Below are 12,441 nucleotides of genomic sequence, written 5' to 3'. Positions count from 1 at the left end.
GGGCCTCTTCGCGGGCAAGCCCGCGAAGAGGCAGGCATAGGCAGCACAAAGGCCTAAGCCACGATCCACCCCTGCTCGACCATCGACAACGGCTCCCCATCACCGATGATGATGTGATCCAGCACCCGCACATCGATCAACGCCAGCCCGCGCTTCAACGACAGGGTCAAATGCACATCGTCCTGGCTCGGCTGACTGTTGCCGGAGGGGTGGTTATGGCACAGGATCAACGCTGCCGCGTTATGCAGCAGTGCCCGTCGCACCACCTCTCGCGGGTATACACTCGCCCGGTCTATCGTGCCCCTGAACAGAATTTCAAAAGCCAATGGCCGGTGCTTGGTGTCCAGGAACAGACATCCGAACACTTCGCTGGCCTCATGTCGCAGCATGGCCTTGAGATAACGCCGCACAGCCGATGGACCATCCAGAGCCTCTGCCCGCTTGATGTTTTCACCCAGATAACGCCGGCCAATCTCAAGAAGTGCCTGTAGCTGTGCATACTTCACGGTCCCAATGCCCGGCTCGCGCAGCACCGCTTCGCGATCAGCCTCCAGAAACGGCCTGAGCCCGCCAAAACGCACCAGCAATGCCCGCGCAAGATCCAGCACATTGCGCCCGGCAACGCCAGAGCCCAGCAACACGGCAAGCAATTCGGCGTCCGTCAACACCACCGCCCCTCGCTGCAACAACTTCTCCCTAGGCCGTTCTTCCGCCGGCCACTCCCTGATATTCATCCCCGCCCCCTGCCCTTGCTGCGGCCCATTTCGACCCTGTGTTAATCTATTTCGCCTCGTACATGCGACGTACTGCCGCAGGCAATTTCAAACGTCGCCGCCCGCTCTCACTGGAAAAAGGCAAGCCTATGCAGCGGCTGTATCGCAAGCGCATCGTTCTCGGCGTGGGTGGCGGCATTGCCGCCTACAAAAGCGCCGAGCTGATTCGCCGTCTCCTGGAGCACGGCGCGCAAGTGCGCGTCGTCATGACCCGTGGTGGGGCCGAGTTCATCACCCCGCTGACCCTGCAGGCGCTGTCGGGCCACCCGGTGCACATGGACCTGCTGGACCCGGCCGCCGAAGCGGCCATGGGCCATATCGAACTGGCCAAGTGGGCCGACCTGGTGCTGATCGCCCCGGCCACGGCCGACCTCATGGCGCGCATGGCCCAAGGCATGGCTGACGACCTGCTGACCACCCTGGTGCTGGCCACCGACGCCACCGTCGCCGTCGCCCCGGCCATGAACCAGGCCATGTGGCGCGACCCGGCTACACAAGCCAACCTTGAGCTGCTCAAGAGCCGTGGCATCCAGGTGTTCGGCCCTGCCTCCGGCAGCCAGGCCTGTGGTGACGTGGGGCTTGGCCGCATGCTCGAAGCCACCGACCTGGCCTGGTGCGCCGCAGAAAGCTTCAAGCGCCAGGCACTGACCGGCAAGCACGTGCTAATCACCGCCGGCCCGACCCAGGAAAACATCGACCCGGTGCGCTACATCACCAATCATAGCTCCGGAAAGATGGGCTTCGCCCTGGCCGAAGCGGCTGCCGAAGCCGGGGCTCGGGTTACCCTCGTCACCGGCCCTGTGCACCTGCCAACCCCCGACCGGGTCAGCCGCATCGACGTGGTCAGCGCGCGGGACATGCTCGCGGCCTGTGAAGCGGCCATGCCGTGCGACCTGTTCATCGCCTCGGCGGCGGTCGCGGACTACCGTCCTGAAGTGGTTGCCACACAGAAACTCAAGAAAGATCCTACGACCGGCGACGGCATGCTGCTGCAGATGGTGCGCAATCCCGATATCCTTGCCACCCTTGCTGGCCGCGCCGACCGCCCGTTCAGTGTCGGCTTCGCCGCCGAAACCGAGCACTTGCTCGATTACGCCACGCGCAAGCTCAAGGACAAGAACCTCGACCTGATCGTCGCCAATGATGTGGCCAACCCCAGCATCGGCTTCAACAGCGAAGAAAACGCCTTGACCGTGATCGACCGCCAGCAGCACCAGACTCTCTTCGCGCAGACCAGCAAGGGCAAGATCGCCCGGCAACTGGTCGCCTTCATCGCCGAACGGCTCAACCAGGTTCAATAAGTTACATGCACGCTCTTCAAGCCAAGATCCTCGACACACGCCTGGGCAGCGAATTCCCGCTGCCGACTTACGCAACCCCCGGTTCCGCCGGCCTGGACCTGCGCGCCCTGCTCAAGGAAGACACCGTCCTCGAGCCAGGCCAGACCCTGCTGATTCCGACCGGCCTGTCGATCTACATCGGCGACCCAGGCCTGGCGGCAGTCATCCTGCCGCGCTCGGGCCTGGGCCATAAGCACGGCATCGTGCTGGGCAACCTGGTCGGCCTGATCGACTCGGACTACCAGGGCGAGCTGATGGTTTCGTGCTGGAACCGCGGCAACACGCCGTTCACCATCGCAGTTGGCGAACGTATCGCCCAGCTGGTGCTGGTACCGGTGGTGCAGGCCCATTTCGACATCGTCGAAGCATTCGATGAAAGCCAGCGTGGCGCTGGCGGCTTTGGTCATTCCGGCAGCCACTGAGCCGGCAAATGACCGTTCAGGCCAAGGATGGCGAACTCTCTGGCGAAAGCACCGTCCAAGCGTTCAGTTTGCGCCTGCCCAGAAAGCCTTTGATTATTGGAGCTTCCAGAGATGAACGACATGGCCCACCTGGTCCCCGCCGCACTACCAGACAGCATTTTCCGCGCGTATGACATTCGCGGCGTGGTCGGCAAAACCCTTCATGCCGATACCGCCTACTGGATCGGCCGCGCCATCGGTGCACAGAGCCTGGCACAAGGCGAGCCACAGGTTTCGGTAGGCCGCGATGGCCGCCTGTCGGGCCCGATGCTGGTCGAACAGCTGATCAAAGGCCTGGTCGATGCCGGTTGCCAGGTCAGCGACGTTGGCCTGGTACCCACCCCGGCGCTGTACTACGCGGCCAATGTGCTGGCAGGCAAGTCCGGCGTGATGCTGACCGGCAGCCACAACCCGTCGGACTACAACGGTTTCAAGATCGTCATTGCCGGCGACACCCTGGCCAACGAGCAGATCCAGGCCCTGCTGACCCGCCTGAAAACCAACGACCTGACCCTGGCCCAAGGCCGCGTGGAAAAGGTCGAGATCCTTGACCGCTACTTCCAGCAGATCGTCGGCGACGTAAAGCTGGCGAAAAAGCTCAAGGTGGTGGTGGACTGCGGCAACGGCGCCGCCGGCGTGATCGCACCGCAGCTGATCGAAGCCCTGGGCTGCGAAGTGATCCCGCTGTTCTGCGAGGTCGACGGCAACTTCCCCAACCACCACCCAGACCCAGGCAAGCCGGAAAACCTCGAAGACCTGATCGCCAAGGTCAAGGAAACCGGCGCTGACATCGGCCTGGCCTTCGACGGTGACGGCGACCGCGTCGGCGTGGTGACCAACACGGGCAGCATCGTCTACCCCGACCGCCTGCTGATGCTGTTTGCCCAGGATGTACTGGCGCGCAACCCCGGTGCCGAGATTATCTTCGACGTCAAATGCACCCGTCGCCTGACCCCGCTGATCGAGCAACACGGCGGCCGCGCGCTGATGTGGAAGACCGGCCATTCGTTGATCAAGAAGAAGATGAAACAGACCGGTTCGCTGCTGGCCGGCGAAATGAGCGGTCACATCTTCATCAAGGAACGCTGGTACGGTTTTGACGACGGCATCTACAGCGCCGCGCGCCTGCTGGAGATCCTCAGCAAGGCCGGGCAGAGCGCCGAAAACCTGTTTGCCGCCTTCCCGAACGATATTTCCACGCCGGAAATCAATATTGATGTGACCGACGAGGGTAAATTCAGCATCATTGATGCACTGCAACGCGACGCCGACTGGGGCGAAGCCAGCCTGACTACCATCGACGGTGTGCGGGTGGACTACACCCACGGCTGGGGCCTGGTTCGCGCCTCCAACACCACCCCGGTGCTGGTGCTGCGCTTCGAGGCCGACAGCGACGCCGAATTGCAACGTATCAAGGATGTATTCCGTACCCAGTTGCTGCGGGTTGAGCCTGAGCTGCAACTGCCGTTCTGACCGACTATCTGTTCCTTACAGGAGCCCTGCATGACCCTCGATCGCGATGCCGCTTCCCATGTAGCCGAGGTTTTGTCCGAAGCACTGCCTTACATCCGCCGCTTTGTCGGCAAGACCCTGGTGATCAAGTACGGCGGCAACGCGATGGAAAGCGAGGAGCTCAAGACCGGCTTCGCCCGCGACATCGTGCTGATGAAGGCTGTGGGCATCAACCCCGTGGTAGTCCACGGTGGCGGCCCGCAGATCGGCGACCTGCTCAAGCGTCTGTCGATCGAAAGCCACTTCATCGATGGCATGCGCGTCACCGACTCGGCGACCATGGATGTGGTGGAGATGGTGCTGGGTGGCCAGGTGAACAAGGACATCGTCAACCTGATCAACCGCCACGGCGGCAGCGCGATCGGCCTGACCGGCAAGGATGCGGAGCTGATCCGCGCCCGCAAGCTGACCGTCAGCCGCCAGACGCCCGAGATGACCACCCCGGAAATCATCGACATCGGCCACGTGGGCGAAGTGGTGAGCGTGAACACCGACCTGCTGAACATGCTGGTGAAAGGCGACTTCATCCCGGTGATCGCGCCAATCGGCGTGGGCGCCAACGGTGAGTCGTACAACATCAACGCCGACCTGGTGGCAGGCAAGGTAGCCGAGGCGCTGAAGGCCGAGAAGCTGATGCTGCTGACCAACATCGCCGGCCTGATGGACAAGCAGGGCCAGGTACTGACCGGCCTGACCACCGAGCAGGTCAACGAACTGATCGCCGACGGCACCATCTATGGCGGCATGCTGCCGAAGATCAAGTGTGCGCTGGATGCGGTGCAGGGCGGCGTGAACAGCTCGCACATCATCGATGGCCGCGTGCCGAACGCTGTGCTGCTGGAAATCTTCACCGACAGCGGCGTGGGTACCCTGATCACCAACCGCAAGCCGCGCTGAGTGATCGATTAGCCGGTACAGGTGATACAAAAAAGGCGACCCTCTTGCGAAGGTCGCCTTTTTCGTTACCAGGCCGGGATCAGATCCCGTACTGCGCCCGGTACGCCTCTACAGCCGGGAGATGCTGCTTGAGCTGCGGATCGTCCGCCAGGAACTCCAGCACCTGGGTCAGCGAAACGATGCTGACCACCGGGATACCGAAGTCACGCTCCACTTCCTGGATCGCCGACAGTTCGCCATTGCCACGCTCTTCGCGGTTCAGCGCGATCAGCACGCCAGCGGCCTTGGCCTGCTGGGCGTTGATGATCTGCATGACCTCACGGATAGCGGTACCGGCAGTGATCACGTCGTCGATGATCAGCACGTCACCGGCCAGCGGCGCGCCGACCAGGCTGCCGCCTTCGCCATGGTCCTTGGCTTCCTTGCGGTTGAAGCACCAAGGCACGTCGAGCTGATGCTGGTCGGCAAGGGCCACGGCGGTGGTCGCCGCCAAAGGGATACCCTTGTAGGCCGGGCCGAACAGCACGTCGAACGGGATCTTGCTGTCGACGATGGCGGCGGCATAGCAACGCCCCAGCTCCGCCAATGCGGAACCGGTGTTGAACAGGCCGGCATTGAAGAAATACGGGCTGGTACGCCCCGATTTCAGGGTGAATTCACCGAAACGCAGTACCCCGCGATCGATGGCAAAACGGATAAAGTCGCGCTGATACGGCTGCATGGATAGTCCCGGATACCACGGATTTAGCTAAATGGGTTGAGCTCGGGTATCATACACGCACGAGATTTTTGGGGCCATTTATGCGGATCATCAGTGTGAACGTTAATGGCATTCAGGCTGCAGCCGAGCGTGGATTGCTCAGCTGGTTGCAAGCCCAGAATGCCGACGTCATCTGCCTTCAGGATACCCGCGCCTCGGCCTTTGAACTCGACGACCCAGCTTTCCAGCTCGATGGCTATTTCCTTTATGCCTGCGACGCGGAGGTGCCCGCCCAAGGTGGTGTGGCCCTTTATTCGCGCATGCAGCCCAAGGCAGTCATCACCGGCCTGGGCTTCGAGACAGCCGACCGCTACGGGCGTTACCTGCAAGCAGATTTCGACAAAGTCAGTATTGCCAGCCTGCTGTTGCCTTCGGGCATGAACGGCGACGAAGACTTGAACCAGAAGTTCAAGTTGATGGACGACTTCGCCAAGTACCTGGACAAGCAGCGTCGCAAGCGTCGCGAATACATCTACTGCGGCTCGTTCTACGTGGCGCAGCAGAAGCTCGACATCAAGAACTGGCGTGACAGCCAGCAGTCGCCGGGTTTCCTGGCGCCGGAACGCGCCTGGATGGATGCGATCACTGGCGAGATGGGCTACGTCGATGCCCTGCGCGAAGTCAGCCGTGAAGGCGACCAGTACAGCTGGTGGCCAGACAACGAGCAGGCCGAGATGCTCAACCTGGGCTACCGGTTCGACTACCAGATCCTCACGCCGGGCCTGCGCCGCTTCGTGCGCAATGCTCGCCTGCCGCGTCAGCCGCGCTTCTCCCAGCATGCGCCGCTGATCGTGGACTATGACTGGACGTTGACCATCTGAGTGCTGTTCAGATACGAAAAAGCCGACATTGATGTCGGCTTTTTCGTATCTACAGGAACAGTCAGTCAGCCAGTGCGGCCTGCTGCAGTTCGAAGATCTCGTTCATGCCCTTCTGCGCCAGGGCGAGCATGGCGTTGAAGTCTTCCGGCTGGAACGGTGCGCCTTCGGCAGTACCCTGCACTTCGATGAAGCCGCCGGCACTGGTCATGACCACGTTCAGGTCGGTTTCGGCAGCGGAGTCTTCCGGGTAGTCCAGGTCGAGTACGGCTTCGCCCTGGTACATGCCCACCGACACGGCAGCGATCATGTGCTTGAGCGGGTTGCCGGCCTTGAGGCCACCGCGCTTCTTGATCACCGCCAGGGCATCGCACAGTGCGACCATGGCGCCAGTGATGGACGCGGTACGGGTACCGCCATCGGCCTGGATCACGTCGCAGTCGACGTACAGGGTGATGTCACCGAGCTTGCTCATGTCGAGCGCCGCACGCAGCGAACGGCCGATCAGGCGCTGGATTTCCAGGGTGCGGCCACCCTGCTTGCCACGGCTGGCTTCGCGCTGGTTACGTTCGCCGGTGGAGCGCGGCAGCATGCCATATTCGGCGGTCAGCCAGCCTTGGCCCTGGCCTTTGAGGAAGCGCGGTACACCGTTTTCCACGCTGACCGTGCAAATGACCTTGGTGTCACCGAACTCAACCAGTACCGACCCTTCGGCGTGCTTGGTGTAGTTGCGGGTGATGCGGATCGAGCGGAGCTGATCGGCGGCGCGACCACTTGGACGTTTCATCTGGGATACCTGTACTGGGACTTTGAATCTGCCGAGCATTATAGAGCCCGCAGCCTGGGGAAGACATGCCTATTGTCGCGCCCGGCACAGCCCGTCGCCTTTTCCTACTTGCGCGGCCACCCGTCGGTAACATAGGTGGATTGGGCGCCACGGCCCCACTGCGCTACAATCCTGCGCCTTGCAGCCAAGAGGCTGCCACCGTTCATTCATCTACGCGAGGTACTCCCCATGGTGCACAGCATGACCGCTTTTGCTCGTGTCGAGCGCGCCGGCAGCCAAGGCACCCTGGTCTGGGAGCTGCGCTCGGTCAACCACCGCTACCTGGAGCCGCACCTGCGTCTGCCCGAGGCCCTGCGCGACCTCGAAGGCGGTGTACGTGAAGGCCTGCGCCAGGGCCTTTCGCGAGGCAAGGTGGAGTGCACCTTGCGCCTCAACGAAGACAGCAACGGCAAACCGCTGAAGGTGGACCACGCGCGCGCCGCGCAACTGGTTGCCGCGGCCGAGGAAGTCGCCAGCCTGATCAAGCAGCCAGCGCCCTTGAACCCCCTGGAAGTGCTGTCGTGGCCGGGCGTGCTGGTGGCTGACACCAGCGACCCGCAGGCCCTGAACGCTGAAGCCATGGCGCTGTTCGACGAAGCACTGGCCGAGCTCAAGGCCGGGCGCCAGCGCGAAGGCCAGGAACTGGCCCGGCTGATCAACGAGCGCCTGGACAACATGGCCAGCGAAGTCACCACCCTGCGCGCCTTGGTCCCGCAGATGCTGGCAGCACAGCGGCAAAAGATTCTCGACCGCTTCGGCGATATGCAGGCCGAGCTGGACCCGCAGCGCCTGGAGCAGGAGATGGTGCTGCTGGCCCAGAAGAGCGACGTGGCCGAAGAACTCGACCGCCTCAGCACTCACGTTACCGAAGTGCGCCGGGTACTCAAGGGTGGCGGCGCCGCCGGCCGACGCCTGGATTTCCTGATGCAGGAACTCAACCGCGAAGCCAACACCCTCGGCTCCAAGGCCTTCGACCCACGCAGCACGCAAGCGGCGGTCAACCTGAAGGTATTGATCGAACAGATGCGTGAACAAGTACAGAACATCGAGTAAGGCCACCCCGACCATGAACCACAGCAGCGGCACCCTCTACATCGTTTCGGCCCCTTCGGGCGCCGGCAAGACCAGCCTGGTAACGGCCCTGACCAAGGACGACCAGCAAATCCGCGTCTCGGTCTCGCACACCACCCGCGCCATGCGCCCGGGCGAGGAACACGGGGTGAACTACCACTTCGTGGTCCACGAAGAATTCAAGGCGCTGATCCAGCAAGGCGACTTCCTGGAGCATGCCGAAGTGTTCGGCAACTTCTACGGCACCTCGCGCAGTGCGCTGCAGCAGACCCTGGACCAGGGCTATGACCTGATCCTGGAAATCGACTGGCAAGGCGCCCAGCAGGTGCGCAAGCTGATGCCCCAGGCATTGTCTGTGTTCATTTTGCCGCCAAGCCAGGAAGCGCTTCGTCAGCGCCTGGACGGCCGCGGGCAGGACAGCGAAGAAATCATCGCCGGGCGTATGAAGGAAGCGGTCAGCGAGATGGTGCACTACGACGAGTATGACTACGTGATCATCAATGATGATTTCGACGTGGCGCTGGAAGACTTGAAAGCGGTGTTCCGCTCCAATCGCCTGCTGTTGAAGAAACAGCAACAGCGTCATGCGGCGCTGCTGAAGCAAATGATCGGCTGAAGATTGATGGGGCCTCTTCGAGACCCTTTCGCGACACAAGGCCGCTCCCACAGGAGATTGAGTTCCTTGTGAGAGCGGCCTTGTGTCGCGCCAGGGGCGCAAAGCGCCCCCCGCTTTATTCCTGCAGCGGCAGGGTAGCCTGCTGACGCAGGGTAGCCCCCAGGAAGTATGCCGGCGCGCGCATGCGCGACAGCATCATCAGCCCGATGCCCAGCACCGAGATGATCGCGGCAATCACGAACACCAGCCCCAGCCCGCCCACATGCGAGCCACTGCCGAAGTCCGGCGAGGCGCTGTCGATGGCGGTACGCGCGAAGATCACCGACAAGATCACCCCACCCACCAGCGGGCACAGGCCGCGCATGATGAAGTGGCGCAGGCTGTCGAACAGGCTGTCGCGGAAATACCAGACGCAGGCGAACGCGGTCAGCGAATAGTAGAAGCAGATCATCATGCCCAGCGCGGTGATGGTATCCGCCAGCACGTTCTCGCTGAGGGTACGCATGGTCACGTAGAACAGCCCTGCCGCCAGGCCAGCGCAGATGGTGGCGTAGCGCGGGGTTTGCGAACGCGGGCAGACGCTGGCGAACTTCGGCGGTACCGCACCGTAGTAACCCATGGCCAACAGGGTGCGCGCCGGTGCCACGAAAGTGGACTGCAGCGACGCCGCGGTGCTGGCCAGCACTGCGATGGACATCAGGATCGCCAGCGGCCCCATGACCGGGCCGGCCAGGTGAGCGAACACGTTCTCCTGGATACGCGGGTTGTTCAGGCCCAGGCCCGTTTCGCTGATACCCGCGAACTGCAGGGTGGCGATGGCGGTGAACAGATACAGGCCAAGAATCAGCATCACGGTCCAGGTGGCGGCCTTGCCCGGTACCTCTTCGCTGCCCACCGATTCTTCACTGACGGTCAGGCAGGTGTCCCAGCCCCAGAAGATGAAGATCGACAACGACAGCCCGGCGGCAAAGGCCGAGAACGACTCGACGCCGAACGGGTTGAACCAGGCGAAGTCGAACTCCAGCGGTGGCGGCGCCGTGGTACCGCCGAAGGCGGCAACGGCAAAGCCGATCAACACCACCAACTGCAAGGCCACCAGGCCGTATTGCACGGTCATGGTGGTGGCTATACCGCGGCAGCAGATCCACACCGCCAGGGCGATGAACACGCAACAGGTGGTGATGTTGATCAGCAGGTTGTCAGCCAAGGCCGCCAGCTCATGCTTGCCAGTGATCTGGCCCAGGAACAGGTAGAAGAAGTCGACTGCCACCCCCGCCAGGTTCGACAGCACGATAGTCGTGGCAACCACCAGTCCCCAGCCGCCGATCCAGCCGATCATCGGGCCGAATGCTCGCGCCGACCAGGTAAACGAAGTGCCGCTGTCCGGCTCTGCCGAGTTCAGTTCGCGGTAGCCCAGGGCCACTAGCAACATCGGCAGGAAGCCGACGATGAACACGGCAGGCAGGTGGGCACCGACCTCACGCACGGTCGGGCCAAGGGCGCCGGTCAGGGTGTAGACCGGGGCGATGGTGGAAATGCCCAGCACCACGCTGGCCAACAAGCCCAAACGGCCTTTGGCCAGGCCTTTGCTGCGTTGAGTGTTGCCCGCGTCGGCCGCCACGTCGGGTGGGCGGCCGGCTTCTGTATAATTGCTCATGAGTATTTGCCGTAAATTTTGGAATTGTTTTCACAGGCCTTGCGTACAAGGCCCGCTTTCACTCATTGAAAGCTTGCTGCCGGGGACAAGTCATCCGAGACCTTCGGCTGACGTCAGAATCATTCCTGCCGTGCACCCTCCCGTGCTGCATAGGCAATGCAGGCCTCGCGAAACGCCTGAAACAGGCGCAGCGAGACCGGGTTTTCGTTGAAGCGCCACTCCGGGTGCCACTGCACGCCAAGCACAAAGCCCGGCGCGTCGGGCATGGACACTGCTTCGATCAGGCCATCCGGGGCCCGTGCCTCGACGCGCAGGCCTGGGGCCAGGCGGTCGATGCCCTGACTGTGCAGCGAGTTGACCTCGAACTGCGCCGCCAGGCCCAAGCGCTCGAACAACCCGCCAGGCTCGATGCCGACCGGGTGACGAGGGCCGTACTGCACCTCCAGGGGGGCATCCTCAGGTTCGCGGTGATCCAGGTATCCAGGCAGTTCCTGCACGCGCTGGTGCAGGCTGCCGCCAAGGGCCACGTTCAGTTCCTGGTAGCCACGGCAAATGCAGAACACCGGCACACCGGCGGCAATGGCCGCCTGCAGCAGCGGCAGGGTCAGGCGATCACGCGCCAGGTCATGCCGGGTACCTGCCACACTGGGGGCGCCATTGTAATGATGCGGTTCGATATTTGAAGGCGAGCCGGTAAAAACAATGCCGTGCAGGCGAGCCAGCAGCGCATGCGTGTCGCTGCCGCCATCACGGGCCGGCAAGATCAGCGGTAAGCCGGCAAAGCCGGCCGCCTCGACATACTTGTCGCCCACCGTGTGCGACGAGTTCTTCCCCACCTGCTGACGGCAGGCGCTGACACCGATCAAGGGGACCGCAGTTGCGCTCATGGGCTTACACCGTGTGCAGGTACCAGTTGTACTCGAGGTCGGAAATCGACACTTCGAACTCGGCCAGTTCGCTTTCCTTGCAGGCCACGAAGATATCGATGTAGTCCGGGCTGATGTATTGGTTGAGAACTTCGCTGTCATCCAGCGCGCGCAGGGCGTCGCGCAGGTTGTTCGGCAGGCTTTGCTCCAGCTGTTCGTAGGAGTTGCCTTCGATCGGCGCCTGGGGCTCGACCTTGTTGGTCAGGCCGTGGTGAACACCGGCAAGGATCGCGGCGAGCATCAGGTACGGGTTGGCGTCGGCGCCAGCCACACGGTGCTCCAGGCGCACGTTGTCGCTGCTGTCGGTGGGCACGCGTACTGCCACGGTGCGGTTGTCCAGGCCCCAGCTCGGCGCATTGGGCACGTAGAACTGCGCACCGAAGCGGCGGTAGGAGTTGATGTTCGGGCACAGGAAGGCCATCGACGCCGGCATGGTTTCCAGCACGCCGCCAATGGCGTGGCGCAGCGTGTCGCTTTGCAGCGGGTCGTCACTGGCGAAGATGTTCTTGCCGGTTTTCTTGTCCAGCAGCGAAATGTGCACGTGCAGACCATTGCCTGCCTGACCTGGGTAGGGCTTGGCCATGAAGGTCGTGTCCATTTCATGGTCGTAGGCCACGTTCTTGATCAGGCGCTTGAGCAGAATCGCGTAGTCGCACGCCTTCAGCGGATCAGCCACATGGTGCAGGTTGACCTCGAACTGCGCCGGGGCGCTTTCCTTGACGATGGCGTCGGCGGGCAGGCCTTGTTCCTTGGCTGCTTCGAGCATGTCCTGCAGGCAGTCGGC

Annotated in this window: 12 protein-coding genes and 1 pseudogene; 7 read left to right on the top strand and 6 right to left on the bottom strand. The window is 62.7% G+C overall.

Going from position 1 to position 12,441, the window contains the following annotated elements; all coding sequences use genetic code 11:
* Positions 1 to 53: 53 nt before the first annotated feature.
* A complete protein-coding gene (gene radC, locus APH42_RS19345) occupies positions 54 to 734 on the bottom strand; it encodes a DNA repair protein RadC (RefSeq protein ID WP_060494037.1) in 681 nt (226 codons plus the stop codon).
* Between the two features lie 128 nt (positions 735 to 862).
* Between radC and coaBC the strand changes: the two genes are divergently transcribed.
* The 4 genes and pseudogenes from coaBC to argB all read left to right on the top strand — a co-directional run bounded on the left by coaBC (position 863) and on the right by argB (position 4,983).
* Positions 863 to 2,074, top strand: coding sequence for a bifunctional phosphopantothenoylcysteine decarboxylase/phosphopantothenate--cysteine ligase CoaBC (gene coaBC, locus APH42_RS19340; RefSeq protein WP_012274821.1), 1,212 nt, complete (start codon positions 863 to 865; stop codon positions 2,072 to 2,074).
* 5 nt (positions 2,075 to 2,079) lie between these two features.
* Complete coding sequence (dut, locus tag APH42_RS19335; RefSeq protein WP_060494036.1) at positions 2,080 to 2,535, top strand: dUTP diphosphatase; 456 nt, start codon at positions 2,080 to 2,082, stop codon at positions 2,533 to 2,535.
* Positions 2,536 to 2,679: 144 nt separating this feature from the next.
* A pseudogene (locus APH42_RS19330) lies at positions 2,680 to 4,047 on the top strand (phosphomannomutase/phosphoglucomutase); the annotation flags it as partial.
* Positions 4,048 to 4,077: 30 nt separating this feature from the next.
* Entirely contained in the window at positions 4,078 to 4,983 is a 906-nt protein-coding gene (gene argB, locus APH42_RS19325) for an acetylglutamate kinase (protein ID WP_004575216.1), read from the top strand.
* Between the two features lie 79 nt (positions 4,984 to 5,062).
* On the opposite strand, the gene pyrE is transcribed toward argB, so the two are convergent.
* A complete protein-coding gene (pyrE, locus tag APH42_RS19320; protein WP_003253405.1) occupies positions 5,063 to 5,704 on the bottom strand; it encodes an orotate phosphoribosyltransferase in 642 nt (213 codons plus the stop codon).
* 80 nt (positions 5,705 to 5,784) lie between these two features.
* Here pyrE and APH42_RS19315 point away from each other — a divergent pair, with 80 nt between their 5' ends.
* Positions 5,785 to 6,564, top strand: a complete 780-nt coding sequence (locus APH42_RS19315; protein ID WP_003253401.1) for an exodeoxyribonuclease III — start codon at positions 5,785 to 5,787, stop codon at positions 6,562 to 6,564.
* A gap of 61 nt (positions 6,565 to 6,625) precedes the next feature.
* Here APH42_RS19315 and rph read toward each other — a convergent pair whose 3' ends face one another.
* On the bottom strand, positions 6,626 to 7,348 hold the full coding sequence (gene rph, locus APH42_RS19310; protein WP_012274825.1) for a ribonuclease PH: 723 nt from the start codon (positions 7,346 to 7,348) through the stop codon (positions 6,626 to 6,628).
* A 228-nt stretch (positions 7,349 to 7,576) separates the two neighbouring features.
* On the opposite strand from rph, the gene APH42_RS19305 reads away from it, so the two are divergent.
* Positions 7,577 to 8,440 carry a YicC/YloC family endoribonuclease gene (locus APH42_RS19305; protein ID WP_012274826.1) on the top strand — a complete coding sequence of 288 codons (864 nt, stop codon included), beginning with the start codon at positions 7,577 to 7,579 and terminating at the stop codon, positions 8,438 to 8,440.
* Positions 8,441 to 8,453: 13 nt separating this feature from the next.
* Positions 8,454 to 9,074, top strand: a complete 621-nt coding sequence (gene gmk / locus APH42_RS19300; protein ID WP_012274827.1) for a guanylate kinase — start codon at positions 8,454 to 8,456, stop codon at positions 9,072 to 9,074.
* A 115-nt stretch (positions 9,075 to 9,189) separates the two neighbouring features.
* Here the strand turns inward: gmk and APH42_RS19295 are convergent, their stop codons facing one another.
* The 3 genes from APH42_RS19295 to APH42_RS19285 form a co-directional block, all read right to left on the bottom strand.
* A complete protein-coding gene (locus tag APH42_RS19295; RefSeq protein WP_012274828.1) occupies positions 9,190 to 10,731 on the bottom strand; it encodes an APC family permease in 1,542 nt (513 codons plus the stop codon).
* Positions 10,732 to 10,850: 119 nt separating this feature from the next.
* The gene (locus tag APH42_RS19290; protein ID WP_012274829.1) at positions 10,851 to 11,618 is read right to left on the bottom strand and encodes a gamma-glutamyl-gamma-aminobutyrate hydrolase family protein; all 768 of its coding nucleotides are present in this window, start codon (positions 11,616 to 11,618) and stop codon (positions 10,851 to 10,853) included.
* Between the two features lie 4 nt (positions 11,619 to 11,622).
* The coding region (locus tag APH42_RS19285) for a glutamine synthetase family protein (protein ID WP_177336865.1) at positions 11,623 to 12,441 on the bottom strand (819 nt) is incomplete at its 5' end.

It is taken from the genome of Pseudomonas sp. NBRC 111140 (genome assembly GCF_001320885.1).
GTDB classification, from domain to species: domain Bacteria; phylum Pseudomonadota; class Gammaproteobacteria; order Pseudomonadales; family Pseudomonadaceae; genus Aquipseudomonas; species Aquipseudomonas putida_P.
The sequence above is the reverse complement of the archived record's forward strand: the minus strand, read 5'-3'. Positions and strand labels throughout refer to the sequence as shown.

What these genes read in the sequence shown, in the direction of transcription:
- radC (WP_060494037.1), bottom strand. Translation starts at nt 734, where the DNA reads ATGAATATCAGGGAGTGGCCGGCGGAAGAACGGCCTAGGGAGAAGTTG.
- coaBC (WP_012274821.1), top strand. Translation starts at nt 863, where the DNA reads ATGCAGCGGCTGTATCGCAAGCGCATCGTTCTCGGCGTGGGTGGCGGC.
- dut (WP_060494036.1), top strand. Translation starts at nt 2,080, where the DNA reads ATGCACGCTCTTCAAGCCAAGATCCTCGACACACGCCTGGGCAGCGAA.
- argB (WP_004575216.1), top strand. Translation starts at nt 4,078, where the DNA reads ATGACCCTCGATCGCGATGCCGCTTCCCATGTAGCCGAGGTTTTGTCC.
- pyrE (WP_003253405.1), bottom strand. Translation starts at nt 5,704, where the DNA reads ATGCAGCCGTATCAGCGCGACTTTATCCGTTTTGCCATCGATCGCGGG.
- APH42_RS19315 (WP_003253401.1), top strand. Translation starts at nt 5,785, where the DNA reads ATGCGGATCATCAGTGTGAACGTTAATGGCATTCAGGCTGCAGCCGAG.
- rph (WP_012274825.1), bottom strand. Translation starts at nt 7,348, where the DNA reads ATGAAACGTCCAAGTGGTCGCGCCGCCGATCAGCTCCGCTCGATCCGC.
- APH42_RS19305 (WP_012274826.1), top strand. Translation starts at nt 7,577, where the DNA reads ATGGTGCACAGCATGACCGCTTTTGCTCGTGTCGAGCGCGCCGGCAGC.
- gmk (WP_012274827.1), top strand. Translation starts at nt 8,454, where the DNA reads ATGAACCACAGCAGCGGCACCCTCTACATCGTTTCGGCCCCTTCGGGC.
- APH42_RS19295 (WP_012274828.1), bottom strand. Translation starts at nt 10,731, where the DNA reads ATGAGCAATTATACAGAAGCCGGCCGCCCACCCGACGTGGCGGCCGAC.
- APH42_RS19290 (WP_012274829.1), bottom strand. Translation starts at nt 11,618, where the DNA reads ATGAGCGCAACTGCGGTCCCCTTGATCGGTGTCAGCGCCTGCCGTCAG.